This window comes from Aeromonas sp. 82P (assembly GCF_051919365.1).
Classification (GTDB): domain Bacteria; phylum Pseudomonadota; class Gammaproteobacteria; order Enterobacterales; family Aeromonadaceae; genus Aeromonas; species Aeromonas veronii.
Genome location: NZ_JBQBEV010000001.1, coordinates 2900527 through 2923566, shown reverse-complemented (window position 1 = coordinate 2923566; position 23040 = coordinate 2900527). Strand labels below are relative to the sequence as shown.

Sequence of the window (23040 nt, the reverse complement as noted above, 5' to 3'; positions counted from 1 at the left end):
GTGTCAGCCCCGTCAGTGGGGCTGATCTGCGGCATATTCCCGTAGCTGGCGACTGCGCAGCAGATACCAGAGCGCCCAGAGGCTGGCGACCAGCACCAGTGCGGTGGGCCAGCTGAACGACCACTTTTGCAGATTGAGGCTGTGCAACTGCATCAGCAGGCCGCTGACGGCAGAGCAGAGCAGCAGCAGCGGGCTGTGGCGCCGGAGTCTGGCGCGAATGCTCTGGGTCTGCTGATAGGTGCCCCCGCAGGCGAGCAACGCCAGCATGGCGGGTACGTCGGTCAGCAGGCTGATGTAGAGGGTGATCTTGTCCGGATAAAAGAGGGTCAGGATCTCGCTGCCGCTCTCGCGGGTCACTCCTGCCATCAGAAAGAGCCAGACCGAGCGGGTCAGCAACAGGGCGATGGGCCAGAACCAGAGGGGCGGGCGCAACTGGCCGTGATCGTCATATCGGTGTTCGGGGTAGAGGGTCATGGTTGCCCGTTATCCACTTGAATTGAGTGATGGAGGGGATATGGGGCGACGAAGCGCCCTTTGCAAGGCGTTGGGCGTGGCGCAAATTAATCGGGGGGCCATGCCCCCCAATCGGTTTCTTCAGATATCGCAGCGCGCGTCGGCGGCGTTACAGCCAGCCTTTGCGCTTGAAGAAGAGACCGGTTCCGAGCGAGGACATCACCATCAACACCAGCGAGAGGGGATAACCATACTCCCAGGCGAGTTCCGGCATACGGCCAAAGTTCATGCCATAGATACTGGCGATCAGGGTCGGCGGCAGGAAGATCACGGCGGCTACCGAGAAGATCTTGATCACCTTGTTCTGCTCCAGATTGGTGACCCCCATGGAGGCCTCCAGCTGGAAGTTGATCTTGTCGAACAAGAACTGGGTGTGGGGCAGCAGTGACTCCACGTCGTGCAGCATCTCGTCGATCCACTTGTTCTGCTCAAGGCTCATGCGCTGGCGCAGGCTGCGCTTGAGGAAGCGCAAGGCGCGACGGGTATCGTGCAGGGAGAGACGGATCTGGCCGTTGGCCTCTTCCTGAGCCATCAACTCCTTGAGCATAGGGTTGATCTGATCCGGTTCGAAGATTTGATCGGCGGTGTTTTCCAAGGTCTTGTAACCATCTTCGATAAGGTCGGATAGGTACTCTACCTTGAGGTTTTGCACTTCCAGCAGGATGTCGAGGGCATCCTCTACCTCCAGCCGATCCTGGCGCATATAGTGGCGCAGCAGGCGAACCAGCCCGATGTCATCTTCACGAATGCTGATCAGCAGGTTGTTGCGCAGGGTAAAGGAGACGTGGACGCCCTTGGTGTCACGACCGATCCGCTGGGGAAACAGGGAGTGAATGTGCAGACCATCGGTATCCCAGTAGAAACGGGCTGATGCTTCGATGTCGTCGAGCTCTTCCTTGTCGGGAACCTCTTCCAGGAACAGGCCCGTCAACCATTCTCGCTCTGCCGTGTCCGGCTTGTAGGCATCCAGCCAGACCGTGTTGTCAGGTACTATGTCGTCAGGCCCGAGCGTGACTATATCCAGCACCTTGTTATTGAGAATGTAGGCGGTGATCATCTGTCCCCCCTTAAAAAGTCATGGGTAATCAGGGATGGTTGCACAGGTCATGCGGCCTTAGATCGCTGCAGAAGGCGATCCCGTGGATAAGCAGATCGGGCCGATGGAAAACCTGAATGCGGCGAACTATACAGGGGCGGGCCGCGCTTGTCAGGGGCTATTCATTGGGGATTCAGCTTGTTTGTTCAAAAAAACAGCTGCAAGGTGGCGAGGTCGGAGCAGCTCGTCCCGTTTTGAGCGCTGCTCCTTGTGTATCTCTCCTTGCCTTCCTGCCCCCTTTATCCGAGCCCTTTGTTGCAGGCTCGTCTTCGCAACAGGTGAGCTGCAGCTTACATATTGGGATAGTTGGGCCCGGAGCCCCCTTGTGGCGGTGTCCAGACGATGTTTTGGCTGGGATCTTTAATGTCACAGGTCTTGCAGTGAATGCAGTTGGCGGCGTTGATCTGCAGTTTGGCCACCCCCTCCGTTTCCAGCACCTCAAACACCCCTGCCGGGCAGTAGCGCTGGGCTGGTTCTCCCCAGGTTGGCAGGTTGACCTTTACCGGGATCTGCTCATCCTGCAGCTTGAGATGGCAGGGCTGATCCTCGTCGTGACTGGTGTTGGCGAGATAGACAGAGGAGAGTTTGTCGAAGCTCAGCTTGCCATCGGGTTTGGGGTAATGGATGGGCTCGCAGCGGCTGGCCATGCGCAGCTGGCGGTAATCTGGCTCCTTATCGATAAGTTTGAAGGGCGAGTTTGCGCCAAACAGCCGCTGCTCCAGCCAGTTAAAGGCGCCACCAAGCCAGGGGCCCCAGCGATGCAGGGCTGCGCCGAAGTTGCGGGCCGCGCCCAGCTCTTGTGCCAGCCAGCTCTGGTGCAGTTCGTCGGCATAGTGAACCAGATCCCGTCCTCCCTCATCGCCACCTCGCAGCGCCATCGCGACGGTTTTTGCCGCCAGCATCCCCGATTTCATGGCGGTGTGGATCCCCTTGATGCGGGAAAAGTCGAGGGTGCCGGCATCGCAGCCGATCAGCAGGCCGCCCGGGAAGTGCATGCGGGGCAGGGAGTGCCAGCCCCCCTTGGTGATGGCGCGTGCACCATAGCTGATGCGCTCGCCCCCTTGCAGCAGGTCGGCGATAAGTGGGTGATGCTTGAGACGCTGGAATTCGTCAAACGGGCTGAGCCAGGGATTCTGATAGTTGAGATCGACGATCAACCCGACCGCGACCTGATCTCCCTCCATCTGATAGAGATAGAAGCCGCCGTGACTGTGGTTCTCTCCTTCCTTGCCAAGGGGCCAGCCACTGCCATGGAGTACCTGTCCCGCTTTGCCTTGGCCAGCTGGCAGTTGCCACAGCTCCTTGAATCCGATGGCGTAGTGTTGGGGTTGGGCTGGGTTTTCCAGATTGAATGTGGCTATCAGCTGTTTACCCAGATAGCCGCGGGCTCCCTCGGCAAAGAGGGTATAGCGGCCATAGAGCGCCATGCCGGGAACATGATCCGGTTTTGGATTGCCCGCGCGATCAAGTCCCAAATCGCCGGTGATCACCCCCTTGACCCGTCCCGCTTCCATGATAAGGTCGCTGGCGGTAAATCCTGGGTATATTTCGACTCCCAGCTGCTCCGCCTGCTGGCCAAGCCAGCGGCAAAGGTTGCCAAGGCTGACGATGTGACAGCCGTCATTGTGCATCCGTGGCGGTACGGCCCAGTTTGGCAGTTGCAGGGAGCGGTTCTCGCTTTGCAGCAGGTGTACCTGGTCGTCATTGACCGCTACCCCGAGCGGTGCCTGCTGCCAGCTTTGTGGCAGCAGCTCCTTGAGGGCGACGGGATCCAGCAGGGCGCCGGAGAGAAGATGAGCGCCAATTTCGGCGCCCTTTTCCAGCAGGCAGACCGAGAGGTTGGCATCCTGCTGTTTCAACGCGATGGCGGCACTGAGCCCCGCCGGGCCGCCACCTACGATGACGACATCAAATTCCATTGCTTCCCGTTCCATCTTGCCTCTGCACCGAAGTTGACCTAGGGTAGTGCTGGTAGTTTACGTAAACGTAAAGCACTTGTAAGCAAAAAATTAAGCGAAACACGACGCAAAAGTGCAGGGACTGGTGAATGAATTCAATCCAAAGAGACGAGGCATGACCCCATGAAGCTGCTGGTCGCAATCAAACGGGTAGTGGATTACAACGTCAATCCGGGTCAGGGCGGATGGCTCCGATGTGGAGCTGGCCAATGTGAAGATGGGGATCAATCCCTTTTGTGAAATCGCGGTGGAAGAGGGTGTCCGGCTGCGTGAGGCCGGTATCGCCAGCGAGCTGGTGGTGGTGACCTTTGGCCCGGACGCGGCCGCCGAGCAGCTGCGCCATGCGCTGGCACTGGGGGCGGATCGGGCGCGCCACTATGTGACAGACGAGACGCTGGCGCCGCTGACCGTTGCCCGCGCCTTGCAAAAGGTGTGTGAGCTGGAGCAACCGGATCTGGTGCTGCTCGGCAAGCAGTCCATTGACTCGGACAACGGTCAGGTGGCCCAGATGTTGGCCGCCCTGACCGACTGGCCGCTGGCTACCTGCGCTTCAGCTATCAGGTTGGAAGGAGAGGAGTTGCTGGTGACCCGTGAAATCGATGGCGGGCTTGAAACCCTCGCCATGCCGCTGCCTGCGGTAGTGAGCGCTGATCTGCGGCTCAATGAACCACGTTTTGCATCACTGCCCAACATCATGAAAGCCAAGCGCAAGCCGCTGGAGAGTGCCCCCTTTGCCGAGCTCGCCGCTGTGCCTGCCAACCAGACCCGTCTGCTCGGGGTGATGGCGCCGCCAGCCCGCAGCGCCGGGATCAAGGTGAGTTCGGTGGATGAGCTGGTGGACAAACTCAAGCACGAGGCGAAGGTACTATGAGCGTATTAATCATTGCCGAACATCATCAGGGCCATCTGGCCGACAACGTCGCTCGCCTGGTCACGGCTGCCAGCCAGCTGGGTGGCGAAGTGCATCTGTTGCTGGCGGGACAGGGGATAAGCGAAGTGGGCCAGCAGGCGGCTGCGCTGCGCGGGGTGAGCAAGGTGCTGCAGGCCGACTCTCCCGCACTGGCGGAAGGGCTGCTGGAGGGACTCGACAAGCTGCTGGCTCGCTGGTGCGAAGGTTACAGCCACTGCCTGATGGCGGCGAGCACCATGGGCAAGGCGCTGCTGCCCCAAATAGCTGCCCGGCTCGGGGTCGAGATGCTCTCTGAGGTGACGGCTATCGAAAGCAGCGATACCTTCCTGCGCCCCATCTATGCGGGCAATGCCATCGCCCGGGTGGCGAGCAGCGCCCCCATCAAGGTGATGACGGTGCGGGCGACCGCTTTTGCCAAGGCAATGGAGGAAGGCAATGCTCCCGTCGAGAATCTGGTGGTGCCCGAATTGACCCGCCGTACCCGCCTGGTGGAGCGTCTTGCCGTGCGATCGCCCCGACCCGAGCTGACGGCTGCGCGCGTGGTGGTCTCAGGTGGCCGGGCACTGGGCTCCAAGGCGCAGTTTGCTTTGATAGAAGCGCTGGCCGACAAGCTGGGCGGTGCCGTGGGGGCATCGCGAGCCGCCGTTGATGCGGGATATGTCGCCAACGATCTGCAAGTGGGGCAGACCGGCAAGGTGGTGGCGCCCGAGCTCTATATCGCGGTCGGTATTTCGGGCGCCATCCAGCATCTGGCGGGGATGAAGGAGTCGAAGGTGATCGTGGCCATCAACAAGGACAGCGATGCCCCCATCTTTCAGGTAGCGGACTACGGGCTGGTGGGGGATCTCTTCACCCTGCTGCCGGAGCTCACCGCCAAACTGTAAATTTGTCAGAAATGGCTGAGCTGTGGTCGTTTATGCGCTCTGCCCGCCATTTCTGTGCATGTTCCCTGCAAGCCCTGACCCGTTCAGGGCTTTTTCTCCTGCAAGGGGGACGCAGAGTGACGGTAAAAGGTTGAGCCAGCTCCCAAAAAGCCTTTGATCCGCTGGCTGCTCTTGTGTAAAACCTGACAAGTCATCGATTACTCTCATCCACTCACGGAAAGCGTCATGAGCAAACAGATTTACAACTTCTGCGCCGGCCCCGCCATGCTGCCGGTTGAAGTCATGGAGCGCGCCCAGCGCGAATTTTGTAATTTTCAGGGGCTGGGAGCCTCGGTCATGGAGCTTTCCCATCGCGGCAAGCCCTACATGGCGGTTGCCGAGAAGGCCGAAGCGGATCTGCGCGAACTGCTGGCGGTGCCGGACAACTACAAGGTGCTCTTCATGCACGGTGGCGGTCGCGGTCAGTTCTCCGCCGTGCCCATGAACCTGCTGGGCGGGGCCAACAAGAAGGCGGACTTCCTGCTGACCGGTGTCTGGTCCCAGAGCGCGGTGGATGAAGCCAAAAAGTATGGCGATATCCAGACTTTCCAGGGGGTTGCCAAGAACGAGCAGGGGATCTCCCACCTGCTGCCGACCCCGGCGTTTCGCGCCGATGCGGCCTATGTTCACTACTGTCCGAACGAAACCATCGACGGCATCGAGCTGTTCGACATCCCGGCCACCGGCGAGGTGCCGCTGGTGGCGGATCTCTCCTCCACCATTCTCTCCCGTCCTCTCGACGTGAGCCGCTTTGGCATCATCTATGCTGGTGCCCAAAAAAATATCGGGCCGTCCGGGCTTGCCATCGCCATCGTGCGCGATGATCTGCTGGATCAGGCGAGAGCCGATGTGCCCTCGATTTTCGACTACAAGCTCACTGCCAAGAACGACTCCATGTTCAACACCCCGCCCACCTACGCCTGGTATCTGGCCGGTCTGGTGTTCGAGTGGCTGAAAGAACAGGGTGGCCTCGAGGCGATGGAAGCGCGCAACAAGGAGAAGGCCGACTTCCTCTACGACTATATCGATCAGTCGAGCTTCTACGGCAATCAGGTGGATGTCAGCTGCCGTTCGCGGATGAACATTCCGTTCCAGCTGAAAAATGCCGAGCTGGACAAGCAGTTCCTGGCCGAATCGGAAGCCGCTGGCCTGCTTGCCCTCAAGGGGCATCGCATCGTCGGTGGCATGCGCGCCAGCATCTACAACGCCATGCCGCTGGAGGGGGTGAAGGCCCTAGTGAGCTTTATGGATGGCTTTGCCAAGCGCCACGGCTGAGAAGAGAGCCCCTATGTGTTTGCTGGTGGCCTCTCGTGACAACTCGTGAGCCGCTTCCAGCTATTGCAGTGATTCAAGACGCCGGGGATACCCCGGCGTCTTTTTTTCAACAGAACCAGCGCGCTGGCGTTTGCCGTGCGATTTCCCCTGAAAGTGCCCTTGCCGAGCGGGACGCAGGCTGTTAACGTCCGGACAGGCGTTTATTTTGAGATAGCACAGGAAGTCTATGAATTCGTTGCGTTTGGAACCCATTTCTCGTGTGGCCGGTGAGGTTAATCTGCCCGGCTCCAAGAGTGTCTCTAACCGTGCGCTGCTGCTTGCGGCGCTGGCTCGTGGCACCACCCGTTTGACCAACCTGCTCGACAGCGATGACATTCGTCATATGCTGGCTGCGCTGACCCAACTCGGGGTCAAGTACAAGCTCTCCGCCGACAAGACCGAGTGTACCGTGCAGGGTCTGGGTCGCAGCTTTGCGGTGAAAGAGCCGGTCAATCTGTTCCTCGGCAACGCCGGTACTGCGATGCGACCGCTGTGCGCCGCCCTGTGCCTGGGCTCCGGTGAATATACCCTTGGTGGCGAGCCGCGCATGGAAGAGCGTCCCATCGGCCATCTGGTGGATGCCCTGCGTGAAGCGGGTGCCCATATCCAGTACCTGAAACACGATGGTTATCCGCCGCTGGTGGTGGATGCCAAGGGGCTGTGGGGCGGCGATGTGCACGTCGACGGCTCCGTCTCCAGCCAGTTCCTGACCGCGTTTTTGATGGCGGCGCCGATGGCGGCCGGTGATACCCGGATCCACATCAAGGGGGAGCTGGTCTCCAAGCCTTACATCGACATCACTCTGCACATCATGAAGCTGTTCGGGGTGGTCATCGAGCACGACAACTACAAGCTGTTCTACATCAAGGGCAACCAGACCTACATCAGCCCGGGTGACTTTCTGGTGGAAGGAGATGCCTCGAGCGCCTCTTACTTCCTCGCAGCGGGCGCCATCAAGGGCAAGGTGCGGGTCACCGGTATCGGCAAGCACAGCATTCAGGGTGATATCCACTTCGCCGATGTGCTGGAGAAGATGGGCGCGCGCATCACCTGGGGCGATGATTTCATCGAGGCGGAGCAGGCGCCGCTGCACGGAGTGGATATGGACATGAACCATATTCCCGATGCGGCCATGACCATCGCCGTTGCCGCGCTGTTTGCCGAGGGGCCGACCTCCATTCGCAATATCTACAACTGGCGGGTGAAGGAGACCGATCGTCTGCACGCCATGGCGACCGAGCTGCGCAAGCTGGGCGTCGAAGTGGAGGAGGGGCATGACTTTATCACCGTGACCCCGCCGACCCAGCTCAAGCATGCCGAGATCGATACCTACAACGATCACCGTATCGCCATGTGCTTCTCGCTGGTGGCGCTGTCGGATACACCGGTCACCATCAATGATCCCAAGTGCACCTCGAAGACCTTCCCGGATTACTTCGACAAGCTGGCCAGTATCAGCCAGCGTGGCTGATCACTGACAAACCCGTCATCACCGACGCTTCGGGCCCGCGCTGAGCGGGCCTTTTTGCCTTCCTCACCAGCATCGTCATTTCGCTTAGCATCATTTCAATAACTTGCAAGATTGCCATATAAAATAGTTTTGTAATTGCTGTAATTTCCTATTTACACATGCCCTGTCGCGGGCTATGTTGAGATTTCCTAATCGCAGTCATCTAGCAGGAAGCCTTGTCATGCAGCATCAAACCGACGACGTTCGTATCAGTGAAATCAAAGAGTTATTACCCCCGGTTGCGGTGCTTGAGAAGTTTCCGGCTACCGAGGTGGCCTCGTCCACCGTTTTTGAATCCCGTCAGGCCATTCACAATATCCTGGCTGGCGAAGATGATCGTCTGCTGGTGGTGATTGGCCCTTGCTCCATCCATGATCCGGTTGCCGCGCTGGAGTACGGCAAGCGCCTCAAGACGTTGCGCGACGAGCTGAAAGGTCAGCTGGAGATCGTGATGCGGGTCTACTTCGAAAAACCGCGCACCACAGTGGGTTGGAAGGGGCTGATCAACGATCCGTACCTCGACAACAGCTGCAAGATCAACGATGGTCTGCGCATTGGTCGCAAGCTGTTACTGGATCTCAACGACATGGGGCTGCCGACTGCCTCCGAGTTCCTCGACATGATCACCCCGCAATATGTGGCGGATCTGATGAGCTGGGGCGCGATCGGTGCCCGTACTACCGAATCCCAGGTACACCGCGAGCTGGCCTCCGGTCTCTCTTGCCCGGTGGGCTTCAAGAACGGCACCGACGGCACTATCAAGGTGGCCATAGATGCCATCGGGGCTGCCAGTGCGCCACACCACTTCCTGTCGGTCACCAAATACGGTCACTCCGCCATCGTGGCGACCCGCGGCAACCCGGACTGTCACATCATTCTGCGTGGTGGTCGTGAGCCGAACTACAGCGCCGCCCATGTCAGCGAAGTTGTGAAGGGGCTGGAGAAGGCCGGTCTGCCGCAGAAGGTGATGATCGACTTTAGTCACGCCAACAGCAGCAAACAGTTCAAGAACCAGATGGTAGTGGCAGAAGACGTAGCCGGTCAGCTGCGTGCCGGCAGCAAGGCGGTGTTTGGGGTGATGGTGGAGAGCCATCTGGTAGAAGGCCGTCAGGATCTGGTGGAAGGGTGTGAACTCACCGTCGGCCAGAGCATCACCGATGCCTGCATCGGTTGGGCCGATACCGAAGTGCTGCTGCGCAACCTAGCGGATGCCGTCGCAACCCGTAACGCCCGCTAAAACCATCCCGGCGGCGCTGTTAATCGTCAACGCGCCGCTGGAACAGCAACGATGCCGTTCGGCCAAGTCGAATCCATAAAGCAAAAGCGCGACCCTCGGGTCGAGCTTTTTCATATGTGAAGTGGATTACCAACGGTAGGTTTTCAGCAGCGCCTCCAGTTTCTGGCACTGCTCTACCAATTGGATGCTGGCGAGGTTGGCGGCGTGCGCCTGACCCAGGGTGTCGTTGGAAGTGTTGCGAATATCGCTTACCGAACTGTCTACCTCATGGCAGACCCTGTCCTGTTCTTCGGCCGACTGGGCCATCTGGGCGTTGAGGTCGTTGATGCGGGCGATGCGCTCGATGATGTTCTGCATGGCTGCCAGGGTCGCTTCGGTCTTGCTGATGCTCTCATCGGCTTTGCTTTTTGCATCCCCGATCACCGTAACTGCGCTCTGGGCCTCATTTTGCAGAGCGGCGATCATCTGGGAGATCTCTTCGCTGGCGGCGCGGCTGCGGTTGGAGAGGGCCCGCACTTCATCGGCTACTACCGCAAAGCCACGGCCTTGCTCACCTGCCCGGGCCGCTTCAATTGCAGCGTTAAGGGCCAGCAGGTTGGTCTGATCGGCAATCCCCTTGATCACCTCGAGTACGCCGTCAACCGCCAGGCAGCGGCTGTCGAGTTGCTGGATCACCTGATCCACCCGATCGATCTCTGCCGACATCTCGCCCATATCGGTGATGGAGTGCTGGGCGAGGCGACTGGTGTCAGCGGCATCCTGATTGGTGAGGGCGGAGAGCTCGGCGCTGTGGCGGGCATGTTCGCGCACTTCATGAGAGCTGGCGGCCAGTTCGCTCACGGCGGCGGCGACCTGGGTGGTCATCCCCTCTTGCTGGCGGGCCGAGTTTTCGGTCTGGGTGGCGACTTGACGGATCTGGTTCGACTCCTGATAGAGCTGGTGGGTCGCCCCTTCCACCTCCTGCAGGCTGTGGCGGAATCCCTGCACCATATCATTGACGGCGCGGGTCATCTGGCCCAGTTCATCCCGGCTGTGATTGACCAGGGGGAGGGCGAGGTCGCGCTCTTTGGCCATCCGGATCATGGTGAGCTGCAGCTGGCGCAGGGGGTGTTTCACGTAGCGTTGCAATACCCACCAGAGCAAGCCGAAGCCGATGCTGAAGACGGCGGCCAGGCTGCCGCTCAGGATCAGGTTGTTGTGGCGGATCTCGCCGAAGGTGTGGCTGAGGTCATAACTGATCCGCACTGCCCCCATCACGGTTCCTTCATTGACCTGGTGACAGGTGAGGCACTGGGTGCCGCGATACTCCTTGTAGGCTTTGAACGGTTTGATCAGGATGAGCCGGTTGCCCTGCTGCTCCAGAATGGCTTCGCCCTGATTGATGGCTCGCTCATCGAGGGGATCCTGCGCTTTCTGATCCGGATGACCCGGGCCAAACAGGTTGCTTACTGCTGGTGCGCGCACCAGACGGGCCTCAACGATGCCCGCTTCACTCTTGAGTTTGGTCTGCACTATCTGCCGGTTGGCCATGCCACCTGTCATCATCAGCACGTTCACCTGATCCATATAGGTGTTGGCCATGCTCTCAACTTTCTCCTCTGCCAGACGGATGGCGAGATCCCGTTGCAGCCAGGCGGAGAGTTCGAAGCAGAGGCCAAAGGTGGTGCTGATGACCAGCGCAAGAGGGAGGAATATTTTCCAGTTCAAGGAGAGGTTATGCATTTTGGGCAAGTTCCATGCGCTTGGTGTTGTTATGTGATCCCGTATCATCTTGATCGTAGACGAAGAAACGGCGGGAGATGGTTCTCTATCGGCACACGATAACCACTCTTGAGTAAATAATCTGTTAAGCAGATCGGTAATGCCGGTTGCCAAAATGCCTTTCGGGAAGGCGGCTGCTCCTCGGGTTGATCCAGAACAAATTGCCAGTAACGATAATCGTTATCATTGTCATTATTTGCTGATAATAGTGACCATCATGAATCTGACCCCTTCCATGACCGGTATTGCCACGCCGGATCCCCTCAAGTTTGCTTTTAGCGCCAAGACCTCGGCTCATGCCAGTCGGGGAGGGATGCGCCCCTTCCCGCTGGATGAGGCTGGCTGGCAGAGCTGGTGGCAACGAGAGAGTGAAGCTGAGGAGCGCGCCCTCTACATCCATATTCCGTTTTGCCGAAAGCGCTGCAGCTTCTGCAATTTTTTCGAAAATGGCGCCAACCCGGCGCGGATCAACCGCTATGTCAACGCCTTGTGCGCCTCCCTTGCGCAGGCGGCTGACACTCCGCTGGCGCAGAGCATGCCATTTTCAGCGGTCTATGTGGGGGGCGGTACGCCGACCGACATGAGCGCCGACGAGCTGGCCATGCTGGCCGCCGTGATCCGCCGTTTTCCGCTGGCGGCGGATGCCGAGGTGACGCTGGAGGGACGCCTCAACGGCTTTGATGATGAGAAATGGCAGGTGGCGTTGGCGGGGGGCTTCAACCGCTTCTCCTTCGGGGTGCAGAGCTTTGATACCCGGGTGCGTCAGCAGGCGGCCCGTTTCGATGACAGGGAGACCTTGCTGACCCGTCTGGGTGAGCTGACCCGGGATGATGCGGCTGTGATCGTGGCGGATCTCATCTTTGGTCTGCCCGGTCAGGATGATGTCGTATGGCAGCAGGATATCCGCGATGTGATGGCGAGCGGTGTACACGGGGTCGATCTCTACCAGCTCATCGCCATGCAGGGCACCAATCTGGAGCGGGCGCAGGAGAAGGGCACCCTGGATTGGCTCGCCGATGGCCAGCAGCGTGCCGCCATGTATGCCTATGGCGGAGCGCAACTGGAAGCCCACGGCTGGGAGCGCCTCTCTTGCAGTCACTGGCGGCGCAGTCCGGCCGAGCTGAGTCGTTATAACCAGATGGCCAAGCGCGGTGCGGAGATCCTCCCCTTTGGTGCCGGGGCAGGGGGCAGTATTCTTGGCTACGGCTTGATGTATGGGCGGGATCTGGCCCCCTGGCACGACGCGCTGGCCAGTGGCAAGCGGGCGCCCGGGATGGTGATGGGACGCAATCCCAATGCAAGGATGGACGGTCTGCTGCGTGGCGCCCTCGACAGCGGTGTGCTGGCGCTGGATCGTCTGCCAGCGCCTTTGCTGACCCATCTGATGCCGCTTTTTGCCGCCTGGCAGCAGCACGGGCTGGCCGAGATCGGGAGCACACGGTTGCAACTCACCCTCGCCGGACGCTTCTGGAACGTCAATATGCAGGCTGGCTTGTTCGAGTTCTTGCAGCTCAATCCGCTCGATGGTTCTGCGCCGCCCAGCCATGGTACGGCCGCAGTGCGCCATTCGCTGGTTTGAGCCCGAGCGGAGCATTTGCACGGAGCACTTGCACGACTCCGTGCGATCCATAACGAAAGAGGGAGCCTTGCAGGCTCCCTCTTTCGGCTTGGCAGTCAGCGTCGCGCGCGAGCTTACTCGTCGCTGCTCTCCTGATAGCTGTCGCGCATTGCTTTGGGCAAGCGGCGCATCGGCGCAAAGCCGATATCCTCGCCTACCACTTCCCGCTTGCGGGCCGGTGCAGGTTTTTTGCTGGCATCACCCTTGGCTTTGCCCTTGCCCGCGGCAGGCTTGCCCTTGGCATTGCTGCTCTTGGCGTTGGCATGGCCGCGAGCCCGAGGCGGGTTCTGTACCGGCTTGCTGCCCGGCAGAGTCTGGCGACTCGGCTTGCCGCTTGGCTCATACCCTTCCAGGATCTCCACGGTCAGGGATTGGCCGATCAGGGCTTCGATCGCCTTGAGCTGACCCAGCTCATCCTGACTGACCAGCGAGATGGCCTCGCCGCCACGACCGGCGCGGCCGGTACGGCCGATACGGTGGATGTAATCCTCCGCCATTTGGGGCAGTTCAAAGTTGATCACGTAGGGCAGTTGATCGATGTCCAGACCGCGGGCGGCGATATCGGTCGCTACCAGCACCCGCACCTCGCCACTGCGAAAATCGGCCAGCGCCCGGTTGCGGGCACCCTGGCTCTTGTCACCGTGGATTGCCACGGTATTGAGACCATCTTTTTGCATCTGCTGGGCGAGGCGGTCGGCGATCTGCTTGGTGCGAACAAACACCAGCACCCGCTGCCAGTTGCCACGGCCAATCATGTGGGAGAGCAGCTCGCGGCGGCGTTCCCGATCCACCTGAATGATGCGTTGGGTCACCTGCTCCGCGGCAGTATTGCTCGGGTCCACCTCGATCAGGGTGGGATCATTGAGCAGATCATCGGCCAGCGCCTTGATATCGTTTGAGAAGGTGGCAGAGAAGAGCAGGGTTTGCCGCTCTGCAGGCAGCGCCTTCATGATGCGGCGGATGTCGACGATAAAGCCCATGTCGAGCATGCGATCCGCTTCATCCAGCACCAGCACTTCCAGCTGGCTCAGGGTCAGGGCGCCCTGGGTCAGCAGATCCAGCAGACGGCCCGGGGTGGCGACCAGAATGTCCACCCCCAGCTTGATGGCGTCCAGATTGGGCTTGATGCTGACACCGCCATAGGCGATCAGCGTCTTGAACGGTAGGTGGTGGGCATACTTGATGATGCTCTCGCCCACCTGTGCCGCCAGTTCGCGGGTCGGGGTCAGTACCAGTGCGCGCACCTGACGACGGCCACGACCGTGGTTGGCCAGCAGACGCTGCAACATCGGCAGGGTGAAACCGGCCGTTTTGCCTGTGCCTGTCTGAGCGCCGCCGAGCACATCCTGACCGGCCAGAATGGCCGGAATCGCTTGCTGCTGGATGGGGGTTGGCTGTTCGTAACCCAGCTCCTTGACGGCCCGCAGAATATGCGGAGACAGACCCAGTTCGTTGAATGACATGTTCGAGAGAAACTCCTGAGATGAGCCTTTGGCTCAACGGGCAGCCAGCATGTTGGGGCCAGCCACGATATGGAAAAGATAGTGGGGCCGTAATATAGCAAAAGAGCGGCCGCTGCGCAGTAGCTGTCGCACCGGCCGCCACACAATCGTTCAACGCAGTGGCGTAAAACGGTGCGGGAGCATCAGAGCATCTCGCGGATCTGCTCGGCCAGACTCTCCGGTTTGGTCTGGGGGGCGAAACGCTCCACCACGTTGCCATCGCGGTCGATCAGGAACTTGGTGAAGTTCCATTTGACGTTTTCCAGCCCAAGAAATCCCGGTTTCTGTTGCTTGAGCCACTGGTAGAAGGGGTGGGCATGCTCACCGTTGACATCGCACTTGGCCATGATGGGGAAGGTGACCGGATAGTCGAGGGAGCAGAAGCGGGCGATCTCGTCCGCATCCCCCGGCTCCTGCTGACCGAACTGGTTGCAGGGGAAGCCCAAAATCACCAGCCCCTTGGGGCCTAGCTCCCGATAGAGCGTTTCCAGCCCTTCATATTGGGGAGTAAAGCCGCAGCGACTGGCCACGTTGACCACCAGCACTACCTTGCCCGCCAGTTGAGTCAGCGGGTAGGGGGTACCATCCAGTCGTTGCAAAGTGAGATCGGGCAGAGGCATGAGAAGATCCTTTCGTGGGTGATGCGCGGGTTGTACCGTGAGTAGTTCGGTCGGTGACAGAGACAAGCGCCGGATGAACAGCAACATGGCGATGCGGATACGGTATCGGCTGGCTCTTGGCACCGCAAGGAGGCCGCGGCGCCTCCTCGTCCCGATTGCAAGGGCCATCACAGTTTCGACAGCCAATACGCTCTTTGGCAGGGCGGGATCACAACTGGCGACAAAAATGCGGGGCGGCGGTCAGCAACTCGCGTATTGATGTTGGGACTTCTCAAGAGAAGCAAACCGGTTTGTGACTTTGCCGGTAAGTCGCTACAAAGCGCCCTCTTTCCACTCATTGTGAGCCAATCTTGGACTATCAAGCTGCCATGGATGCCATTTACACCCGGGGATGGGTGATAGTGGATGATTTTTTGACCGCCGCCGAGGTGGATGCCCTCAAAGCCTGTTTGCCAAGCGAATGGCAACCGGCCGGGATCGGCCGTGACGCCCTACACCAGGGCAATCCCGATATTCGCCGTGACCAGATCCACTGGCTGGAGCCCTCCCTCGGTGCGCCGGTGGCTGACTACCTCGCCCGGATGGAGTCCCTGCGTCTTGCCGCCAACCGGATGCTGATGCTGGGATTGTTCGACTACGAGGCCCACTTCGCCCGCTATCGCAGCGGGGATTTTTACGCCACCCATCGGGATGCCTTTGCCGGTCGCTCCAACCGCCGGCTTACCACCGTATTTTACCTCAACAACGACTGGCTGCCCGAAGCGGGTGGAGTGCTGCGCATGTATGACGACCAGGAGCAGTTTCTGATGGATGTCAGCCCCAAGGGGGGGCGGCTGGTCATGTTTCTCTCCGAGGAGTTTCCCCACGAGGTGCTGCCTGCCAATCAGGAGCGCTACAGCATTGCCGGCTGGTTTCGGGTCAATGGCAACGGCATGGGAAGGGTCGATCCCCCGCGCTGAGGGGCAATGTGTCCTGATTTTGACACAGGGGAGACTTTTCACTGCAAGAAGTGGGGTCATGGGTCTCCCATCAGCTGACAAGGGTTGATCTCCCTTGCTACACTGGCGCGCACTTATGTTCGTATCTGGCTTCGTCCTGTTTTTATGGTGGTTGGCTTATCAAATGGTCATGACGAGGCCGCTTTTCCCAAGGGATCACATCTAATGAAGAACATGCATGTCTTGCTGCTGTGCGGCGGCGGTGGCTCCGAGCACGAGGTTTCTCTGCGCAGCGCCAATTTCCTCGAGCAACAACTGGGCCTTCTGCCCGGTGTCGAAGTGACCCGCGTCGAGATGTTCGCCGATCGCTGGCTCAGTGCCGATGGCCGCGAGTGCAAGCTGGGGCTCGACAAGCTGCTTTCGTTTGACAGCGTGGCCCGTCCGGTGGATTACGTGGTGCCCTGCATCCACGGCTACCCGGGTGAGACCGGCGATCTGCAATCCTTCCTCGAGCTGGCCGGATTGCCTTATCTCGGTTGCGATGCCGAGGCGAGCAAGATCTGCTTCAACAAGATCAGCACCAAGCTGTGGCTCTCCGCTATCGGTATTCCCAACACCCCGTACCTGTTCCTGACCGAGCAAAATGAGGCGGCGCTCGCTGAGGCCAAAGCCGCGCTGGCCAAGTGGGGCAAGGTCTTTATCAAGGCGGCCTCCCAGGGCTCTTCCGTTGGCTGCTACTCCGCCAGCAACGAAGCGGATCTGGTGAAAGGTATTGCCGATGCCTTTGGTTACTCCGAACAGGTTCTGATCGAGAAAGCGGTCAAGCCGCGTGAGCTGGAAGTGGCGGTTTACCAGTATGGTGACGAGCTGGTGGCGACGTATCCGGGCGAGATCTGCGTGCCGCAGGACAAGTTCTACACCTATGAAGAGAAGTACAGCAGCGCCAGCCATACCGAGACTGCACTGCGTGCCGAGGGGCTGACCCAGGCGCAGGCCGATGCGATCCACGAGTATGCCCTCAAGGCGTTCCGTCAGCTGAAACTGACCCATCTCTCGCGCATCGACTTCTTCCTGACTGAGGAGGGGGAGATCCTGCTGAATGAAATCAATACCTTCCCGGGCATGACCTCCATCTCCATGTTCCCGAAACTGCTGGAGCATCACGGTCACCGCTTCGCCGACTACCTTGAGCAGATCCTGCGCAAGGCCAGCTAAGCGCGATCTCCCGCTCGCGGGATGAAGCAGAACCCAATAAAAATCCCCGCCAATCGGCGGGGATTTTTTTATGCCTTTATCAAGCGGGGCAAGCCAGCTTGAAGGGATAAACAGGCGGGGATGACTCTTCCCCGCCCGTTGCTAGCTGTGGGTGTTACCGGCGGTTAGCCGCGAGCCACCCGAAAGCGCACGCTGCGGGAGTGGCACGGCGCCAGCTCGCCAAACTCGCCAGCGGCCAGTTCAAGGGGCAGGGGCTGCTCGTCCATCCGCACCGCTTGCCAGTCGTTCAGGGCGTGTTCGCAGCTCACTTTGCCACCCTCCAGTACCGCCTGCTCGCTCGGGTTGTAGACCCGGATCACCAGTGCATCTTCATCTTCGGCTTTCTTCAGGGCGCTCAGCACCGGACCGGACGGGTCCATGGAGAGTAGACTGAAGTGCAGCGGGGTGGTGAAGCTCGCCTTGTTGAGCTTCATGGCATCGAACGGGATCTTGTTGTAGCAGCGAACCGGGGTGAGGTAGCTGCGAGCCGCCTGCATCACGTTGGCGCTGATGTGATCACCGGCAAACGCCAGCAGGCTGAAACGGCAGCTGAGCTTGCCGCGCACCTGGGAGTCCGGGGTGGGCAGCTTGATGCCGGAGGGGCGACCCGGGCGCAGCAGCAGCTCCTCTTTACCGAGTACGCCGACCCCGCGCAGCAGAGTGAGTGCCAGAGTGTCACACTGCTCGCCAATCACTTCAAACTCGCGCAGACCGTCGCTCAGCACCGCCAGCCCCTGCTTGCCATCTTGCAGGGCGACGAAGTTCATCAGTTGCCAGACCGGAATGGGGGCCTCTTTCCACCCCTCCGCCTCCCAGTTCGCCATGGCGCTGTCGCGGGTGGGGCGGGTGATGCTGCCAAACTGGTTATCGGAAACAACTGTGTCGCTCGGGAAGGGGGTGGGGATCAGCACCCGCACCCGGTGATCATCGGCCTGATTGTCGAGTTCCAGCTCGATGTCGATGCGTGGGCTCTGGTGCGCCAGAATGATGCGGCAGGTGACATCGAGGTGGCCGCTGCACTGACGATTGGCCCGCTCGGCGAGGTTGGCCGGCAGCGCCATGCGCAGTTTGAGCGTAGCGATGCTCTGCCACGCCTGATGGGTGATCTCGCGGGTCACGGCAAACTCGGTGGAGTAGCGCAGCCACTCTTCGCGCGACGGCGAGTAGTCATACTCGTCGCCATCATCGGAGCCCTCTTCCAGCATGAGCACCTGATCGAAGGTGGTGCCGCGTAGCTTGTCCAGGATCTGCAGGGTGCCGTTGTCATTGAGGGCGATGCGGTAAAAATCGTTCTCCAGCAGCTCGCCGCTGGCCGTCACCGGTTGCTCCAGTCCCGGCTGATTGCCCTCGATATGGAGAGTGCAATAGCCCATGGCGGGCAGGGGATGGCAGAGCTGGATGTCGTACTCCATAAAGGGGTCGTAGTTGCCGTAGTGCACGATCTGTCTGTCCACCAGACCCGGATCAATCTCGCGTCTGGCGCGGATGAAGCAGGGGACCGGCTGGCCCGCTTCATCGCGCAGGACAAAGGATTGGGCGCGAATGCGGATGCTGGTGTTGATCACCTCCTGACGGGGGAAGGGCATCAGGTTGAACAGGCAGAGCTTGTCGGCCACCTGTACCCCGTCTTCACAGAGCGCCACCGGCATGTTGTCGACAATCTTGCGCATGTAGAAGCGGATCAGGTTCTCGGCCATGTCGTCGGCCAGAATGAAGCGGGTCATCACCTCCTGATGCACCTTGTCGCTGCAGCAGCAGCCGATGCTGTCGTGGGCGTGGTTCTTCATGATCTCCTTCCACATCTTCTCCAAAAGCCCATGGTGGTACTCGAAGCCGAGTGCCCAGGCGATGCTTGCCAGCGGCTCGAGGATGTTGACGATCTTGTTCTCGATGGCGGCGTGGGCCAGCTTGATGTCCATCCGGGTGGAGGAGATGGTGCGGTGTACCCGCATGTATTTGCCGTCGTTGAACTCCCCTTTGAGGGTGGCCAGCTGATCGCGGCACGCCTCGATGCGCTCGAAGACCTGCTCGAAGCGGCTCATGTGGAATTCACGCTGGGGGTAGATCTCCCGCAGCTTGTCGATAATGGCGAAGATGTTCTGTTGCAGCGGCATCTGGTCGTGGCCGTTGGGCAGCAGGATATCCTGGGTCACCGAGGCCTTCTCCAGCACCTCGAAGTAGGATTCGAGCCGCTTGCGCAGGCCCGCTTCATCTTCCGGCAGGTACTTGCCGATGGCGTAGCCGAGCGGCAGTACCTGGGCGGTCACCTCGCTGCCATCGTTGCTCTGCCACAGGAACTCGGTCTTGTCGGTACCGTGACGCTCTGAGCAGCCGCGCCAGAACATGGCACGCTCGATCCCGAAGCCGTTGAAGATGTGGGGCAGTTGGGAGGACATGCCGAACGAGTCGGGCAGGTAACCGATCTTCATCGGCTCACCAAGGCTAAGGCAGTCGCGCATCCCGTAGAGCAGGTTGCGCAGGATGGACTCGCCGCTCACCTGCATGGTGTCGGTCTGGGTGTACCAGGGGCCGATGATGAGTTTGCCCGCTTCCACCAGTGTCTTCACCCGGGCCTTGTTCTCGGGCTGGATGGCGAAGTAATCCTCCAGCACCGCAGTCTGGCCGTCGAGCACATAGAACTTGTAGTCAGGGTCGGATTCAAGACGCGCCAGGATCTCCGCCATATTGTTGACCAGCAGGATGCGGGACTCCTCGGTGGTGAAATACCACTCCCGATCCCAGTGCATGTGCGGCGTGATGTGAACTCGTGAAACTGTCATGACAATGATCCTTTGCTGACGCACGGCGGCCCTTGCCTGCCGTGCGGAAAAATAGTCTGTTGAAAAAGCGGTTGTGAAGATGAGCCTTACTCTGCGGCGACCACCTGATAGGTGCCGCGCTGCATGGCGTGACGGCGCCAGCCGATCAGCACCACAGTGGAGATAAGGGTGCCCACCAGCGCCGCCCCGAGCCAGACGGCGGCAGCCATCAAGGCGCCGTGGCCGCCATCGTGGAGCAGGAACAGGGAGAAGATGCCGGCCCCCGGGGTGGAGAGACCAATTCCCATGGCACCCACCATGGCGCCGGTGACCACCGATCCTGCGAGGAAGGAGCCGATCACCCGGATCGGATCTTCGATGGCCATCGGAATGGCGCCCTCGGTGATCCCTGCCAGCCCCAGCAGCCAGGTGGACTTGCCGGTCTCGATCTCGAAGGTCTGGAACAGGCGCGGTGCCAGCAGGGTGGAGAAGGTGACGGTAAAGGCCGAGACCATCTTGACCGCGCCGAAGATGGCGTAAGGGCCATAGACCCCGTTGGCCATGGCGCCGAGGCAGAAGGCGTAGGCCGCCTTGTTGACCGGGCCACCCAGGTCAAACGAGCACATAAAGCCGAGCAGGGCGCCCAGCACCAGCGCATTGGTGCCGGAGAGGCCGTTGAGCCACTCGGTGAGGCTGTTGTTGAGCCAGGCCACCGGCTGACCGATGACAAACAGCATCAGGCTGCCCGCCACCAGGGTGCCGATCACCGGATAGAGGTAAAAGGTGAGAAAGCCGTTGAAGTTGGGGCTAAGGCGCACATGCTGCTTGACCCAGCGCATCAGGTAACCGGCGATAAGACCGCCGACCACGCCACCGAGGAAACCGGAGCCAATCATGTTGGCGGCCAGTCCCGCCGCAAAGCCCGGGCCAAGCGCCGGTTTGTCCGCCAGCGAATAGGCGGTATAGGCAGCCAGCACCGGCACCATCAGGGTGCCCAGCATGCCACCGCCGAGTTTTCGGTACATCCAGAGCCAGGAGTTCTCGGTGTCAAACAGATGTTGCAGGCCGAAGATCTGGGCCAGCAGCACAGAGACGGCGAGCACGGTACCGCCTGCCACGATGAGCGGTACGGCAAAGGAGATGCCGCTCAGCAGCGCCTGCTTGAGTTCGGTCTTGAGGCTCACCTTCTTGCCGGTCTGCGCGTCGCTTTGGCTGGTGTTGGGCGTCGCGGCGGTGCGACCGGCCTTGGCCGCTTCCAGCGCCTCATTCAGGATCCGCTCGGCATGGCGGATGGGCTCGGCCACCGGCGTCTCGATTCGGGGGATGCCAGCAAAACGCTCCTGCTCCTTGATGGCCACCTCGGCGGCGAAGATGCAAGCCACCGCAGCATCGAGCGCCTCTTGCGGCAAGCGATCCTCGATGCCGTTGGCACCCTGCTTCTCGACCAGTACCCGAATGCCCAGTTTGCGCCCCGCCTTTTCCAGATACTCGGCGGCCATATAGGTGTGGGCGATCCCCGCCGGGCAGGCGGTGACACAGACCACAGTGGGTTGATTTGTATCTAAGTTGTCTTCTTTTTCTGGTTGCTTGCCGTTATCCCCTTCACCATCGAGCAGCGCCATCAGCTGCTCGGCACTCTGGGCCGCCAGCACCGCCTCGCGGGTATCGTCATCCACCAGGGCGGTGGTGAGGGTGGTGAGCAACTGCATGTGGGTGGAGCCCGCCTGATCGGTCGGGATCGCCAGCATGAAGATCAGATTGACCGGCTCGGGGCCGTCGATCCCCTCCCAGCCCAGCTCCTCGCTCAGGGTAGCGACGGCAAAGGCCGCTTCGCGCACCGCATCGCACTTGCCGTGAGGTACCGCAAGCCCTTCGCCAAGGGCGGTGGGGCCCTGTGCCTCGCGGGCCATGACCGCAGCCAGAAAGGCAGCCTTGTCGTGCAGCTTGCCGGCCTGATCGAGCCGATCAGCCAGGGCATGGATGGCCGCATCCCGATCGGCAAACCGGGTTTGCAACGTGATGAGATGGGGGCCGGTAAGACTGGTCAGATTCATGATGATCCTCTGTCAGGTTGGCTTGCCAGCAAGCCGTCATGGTGAAAGTGACAGCGATGCTAACAAACCGGCCGACTGATTTTTGTGAGTGGTATCATACAATTCGTTATTTGTATTGTTTTTGTATTGTTCGTTCAAGGTGATTTGTTAGGTCAAATGAGGCTGAGCCGTTTTGTCTGCCGGGCAACTGGGGTAGAATGGCGCCTCTTCCATTTATCATGGTGCAGAGCCGACGAGGTGGCCTTTCGTGTCGAAAAAACCCATGTATCGCCAGATAGCCGACACCATCCAGCAGTGGATTGCGCAAGGGGAGCTGGCCCCCGGCGATGCCCTGCCCACCGAAGCCGAGCTGCGCGAGCAGTTCGGGGTGAGCCGGGTGACGGTGCGTCAGGCCCTCAAGCAGCTGACCGAACTCAACGTCATCGAGAGCATTCAGGGCAGCGGCAGCTACGTGCGGCAGGAGAAGGTGAACTACGACATCTATCAGCTCACCAGCCTCTATGAGAAGGTGACCGATCCGGCGGCCGAGACCCACAGCGACATTCTCGCCTTCGAGGTGATCAAGGCGAGCAGTGAGTTGGCCGAGCGACTCAATCTGCTGGAGGGGGCGCTGGTCTACTACGTCAAGCGGGTGCGCTTTATTCGCCAGATTGCAGTGACGCTGGAGGAGACCTGGATGCCGCTCGCCCTCTTCCCCGACCTCAGCTATGCGGTGATGCAGGGCTCCAAGTACCACTACATCGAAGAGGTGAAGCAGCTGGTGATCGACCGCAGCGAGCAGGAGATCATTCCGGTGCTCCCTTCGGCGCAGGTGGTGGAGGCGCTCGGTATCGATCCTGCCAAACCCATTATCGAGAAGGTCTCCCGCGGCTTCTTGCAAGATGGCACCGTGTTCGAGTTCAGTCGCAACTTCTTCAAGAGCGATGATTACAAGTTCACCCTGGTGGCGCGCCGCGCCAAGGGGTGAGCGGTCGCCAGCACCCGAGATAAAAAAGGCCACCACCGTGTTTGCGGTGGTGGCCTTTGTTTTTGGCTGATTGCCGGGCTGAATAGCAGATTGGCTGGTGGTTTGA

General features: G+C 60.2%; 16 protein-coding genes and 1 pseudogene. 9 read left to right on the top strand and 8 right to left on the bottom strand.

All coding sequences use genetic code 11. The features are described 5' to 3' along the window. Positions 1-12 precede the first annotated feature (12 nt). The 3 genes from ACTG2S_RS13305 to ACTG2S_RS13295 form a co-directional block, all read right to left on the bottom strand. Entirely contained in the window at positions 13-474 is a 462-nt protein-coding gene (locus ACTG2S_RS13305) for a DUF2919 domain-containing protein (protein WP_042023947.1), read from the bottom strand. Positions 475-622: 148 nt separating this feature from the next. Beyond that, positions 623-1570 carry a magnesium/cobalt transporter CorA gene (corA, locus tag ACTG2S_RS13300; protein WP_026456618.1) on the bottom strand — a complete coding sequence of 316 codons (948 nt, stop codon included), beginning with the start codon at positions 1568-1570 and terminating at the stop codon, positions 623-625. 329 nt (positions 1571-1899) lie between these two features. Continuing rightward, positions 1900-3543: an electron transfer flavoprotein-ubiquinone oxidoreductase gene (locus tag ACTG2S_RS13295; RefSeq protein ID WP_439982624.1), complete on the bottom strand. Its 1644-nt coding sequence runs from the start codon at positions 3541-3543 to the stop codon at positions 1900-1902. A gap of 147 nt (positions 3544-3690) precedes the next feature. On the opposite strand from ACTG2S_RS13295, the pseudogene ACTG2S_RS13290 reads away from it, so the two are divergent. The 5 genes and pseudogenes from ACTG2S_RS13290 (at position 3691) to aroG (ending at position 9461) form a co-directional block, all read left to right on the top strand. Then, positions 3691-4438: pseudogene (locus tag ACTG2S_RS13290) on the top strand (electron transfer flavoprotein subunit beta/FixA family protein). Continuing rightward, complete coding sequence (locus ACTG2S_RS13285; protein WP_439982622.1) at positions 4435-5361, top strand: electron transfer flavoprotein subunit alpha/FixB family protein; 927 nt, start codon at positions 4435-4437, stop codon at positions 5359-5361. Before ACTG2S_RS13290 ends, ACTG2S_RS13285 begins: the two are co-directional and overlap by 4 nt. Before the next feature lie 225 nt (positions 5362-5586). Further along, positions 5587-6675: a 3-phosphoserine/phosphohydroxythreonine transaminase gene (serC, locus tag ACTG2S_RS13280; protein WP_274160504.1), complete on the top strand. Its 1089-nt coding sequence runs from the start codon at positions 5587-5589 to the stop codon at positions 6673-6675. 226 nt (positions 6676-6901) lie between these two features. Then, the gene (gene aroA / locus ACTG2S_RS13275) at positions 6902-8185 is read left to right on the top strand and encodes a 3-phosphoshikimate 1-carboxyvinyltransferase (RefSeq protein WP_274160503.1); all 1284 of its coding nucleotides are present in this window, start codon (positions 6902-6904) and stop codon (positions 8183-8185) included. A 220-nt stretch (positions 8186-8405) separates the two neighbouring features. Continuing rightward, positions 8406-9461, top strand: a complete 1056-nt coding sequence (gene aroG / locus ACTG2S_RS13270) for a 3-deoxy-7-phosphoheptulonate synthase AroG (RefSeq protein WP_224967697.1) — start codon at positions 8406-8408, stop codon at positions 9459-9461. Between the two features lie 126 nt (positions 9462-9587). On the opposite strand, the gene ACTG2S_RS13265 is transcribed toward aroG, so the two are convergent. Beyond that, entirely contained in the window at positions 9588-11183 is a 1596-nt protein-coding gene (locus ACTG2S_RS13265; protein ID WP_164536955.1) for a methyl-accepting chemotaxis protein, read from the bottom strand. Between the two features lie 256 nt (positions 11184-11439). Here ACTG2S_RS13265 and hutW point away from each other — a divergent pair, with 256 nt between their 5' ends. Beyond that, on the top strand, positions 11440-12801 hold the full coding sequence (hutW, locus tag ACTG2S_RS13260; RefSeq protein ID WP_439982620.1) for a heme anaerobic degradation radical SAM methyltransferase ChuW/HutW: 1362 nt from the start codon (positions 11440-11442) through the stop codon (positions 12799-12801). Between the two features lie 113 nt (positions 12802-12914). On the opposite strand, the gene ACTG2S_RS13255 is transcribed toward hutW, so the two are convergent. Together ACTG2S_RS13255 and ACTG2S_RS13250 are read right to left on the bottom strand one after the other, a co-directional pair. Further along, complete coding sequence (locus ACTG2S_RS13255; RefSeq protein ID WP_058057455.1) at positions 12915-14303, bottom strand: DEAD/DEAH box helicase; 1389 nt, start codon at positions 14301-14303, stop codon at positions 12915-12917. 182 nt (positions 14304-14485) lie between these two features. Then, positions 14486-14962, bottom strand: coding sequence for a glutathione peroxidase (locus tag ACTG2S_RS13250; RefSeq protein WP_439982618.1), 477 nt, complete (start codon positions 14960-14962; stop codon positions 14486-14488). Positions 14963-15312: 350 nt separating this feature from the next. Between ACTG2S_RS13250 and ACTG2S_RS13245 the strand changes: the two genes are divergently transcribed. Both ACTG2S_RS13245 and ACTG2S_RS13240 read left to right on the top strand, forming a co-directional pair. Beyond that, a complete protein-coding gene (locus ACTG2S_RS13245) occupies positions 15313-15921 on the top strand; it encodes a 2OG-Fe(II) oxygenase (RefSeq protein WP_203116682.1) in 609 nt (202 codons plus the stop codon). A 204-nt stretch (positions 15922-16125) separates the two neighbouring features. Then, entirely contained in the window at positions 16126-17115 is a 990-nt protein-coding gene (locus ACTG2S_RS13240; protein ID WP_058057457.1) for a D-alanine--D-alanine ligase, read from the top strand. A 164-nt stretch (positions 17116-17279) separates the two neighbouring features. On the opposite strand, the gene mngB is transcribed toward ACTG2S_RS13240, so the two are convergent. After that, complete coding sequence (gene mngB / locus ACTG2S_RS13235) at positions 17280-19934, bottom strand: mannosylglycerate hydrolase (protein ID WP_439982616.1); 2655 nt, start codon at positions 19932-19934, stop codon at positions 17280-17282. A gap of 86 nt (positions 19935-20020) precedes the next feature. Continuing rightward, positions 20021-21967: a PTS 2-O-a-mannosyl-D-glycerate transporter subunit IIABC gene (gene mngA, locus ACTG2S_RS13230; RefSeq protein ID WP_439982614.1), complete on the bottom strand. Its 1947-nt coding sequence runs from the start codon at positions 21965-21967 to the stop codon at positions 20021-20023. A 247-nt stretch (positions 21968-22214) separates the two neighbouring features. On the opposite strand from mngA, the gene ACTG2S_RS13225 reads away from it, so the two are divergent. Further along, positions 22215-22934, top strand: a complete 720-nt coding sequence (locus tag ACTG2S_RS13225) for a GntR family transcriptional regulator (RefSeq protein ID WP_005337027.1) — start codon at positions 22215-22217, stop codon at positions 22932-22934. Positions 22935-23040: the final 106 nt, after the last annotated feature.

What these genes read in the sequence shown, in the direction of transcription:
- aroG (WP_224967697.1), top strand. Translation starts at nt 8,406, where the DNA reads ATGCAGCATCAAACCGACGACGTTCGTATCAGTGAAATCAAAGAGTTA.
- aroA (WP_274160503.1), top strand. Translation starts at nt 6,902, where the DNA reads ATGAATTCGTTGCGTTTGGAACCCATTTCTCGTGTGGCCGGTGAGGTT.
- ACTG2S_RS13250 (WP_439982618.1), bottom strand. Translation starts at nt 14,962, where the DNA reads ATGCCTCTGCCCGATCTCACTTTGCAACGACTGGATGGTACCCCCTAC.
- ACTG2S_RS13255 (WP_058057455.1), bottom strand. Translation starts at nt 14,303, where the DNA reads ATGTCATTCAACGAACTGGGTCTGTCTCCGCATATTCTGCGGGCCGTC.
- ACTG2S_RS13295 (WP_439982624.1), bottom strand. Translation starts at nt 3,543, where the DNA reads ATGGAACGGGAAGCAATGGAATTTGATGTCGTCATCGTAGGTGGCGGC.
- hutW (WP_439982620.1), top strand. Translation starts at nt 11,440, where the DNA reads ATGAATCTGACCCCTTCCATGACCGGTATTGCCACGCCGGATCCCCTC.
- mngB (WP_439982616.1), bottom strand. Translation starts at nt 19,934, where the DNA reads ATGACAGTTTCACGAGTTCACATCACGCCGCACATGCACTGGGATCGG.
- serC (WP_274160504.1), top strand. Translation starts at nt 5,587, where the DNA reads ATGAGCAAACAGATTTACAACTTCTGCGCCGGCCCCGCCATGCTGCCG.
- ACTG2S_RS13305 (WP_042023947.1), bottom strand. Translation starts at nt 474, where the DNA reads ATGACCCTCTACCCCGAACACCGATATGACGATCACGGCCAGTTGCGC.
- ACTG2S_RS13240 (WP_058057457.1), top strand. Translation starts at nt 16,126, where the DNA reads ATGAAGAACATGCATGTCTTGCTGCTGTGCGGCGGCGGTGGCTCCGAG.
- mngA (WP_439982614.1), bottom strand. Translation starts at nt 21,967, where the DNA reads ATGAATCTGACCAGTCTTACCGGCCCCCATCTCATCACGTTGCAAACC.
- ACTG2S_RS13265 (WP_164536955.1), bottom strand. Translation starts at nt 11,183, where the DNA reads ATGCATAACCTCTCCTTGAACTGGAAAATATTCCTCCCTCTTGCGCTG.
- corA (WP_026456618.1), bottom strand. Translation starts at nt 1,570, where the DNA reads ATGATCACCGCCTACATTCTCAATAACAAGGTGCTGGATATAGTCACG.
- ACTG2S_RS13285 (WP_439982622.1), top strand. Translation starts at nt 4,435, where the DNA reads ATGAGCGTATTAATCATTGCCGAACATCATCAGGGCCATCTGGCCGAC.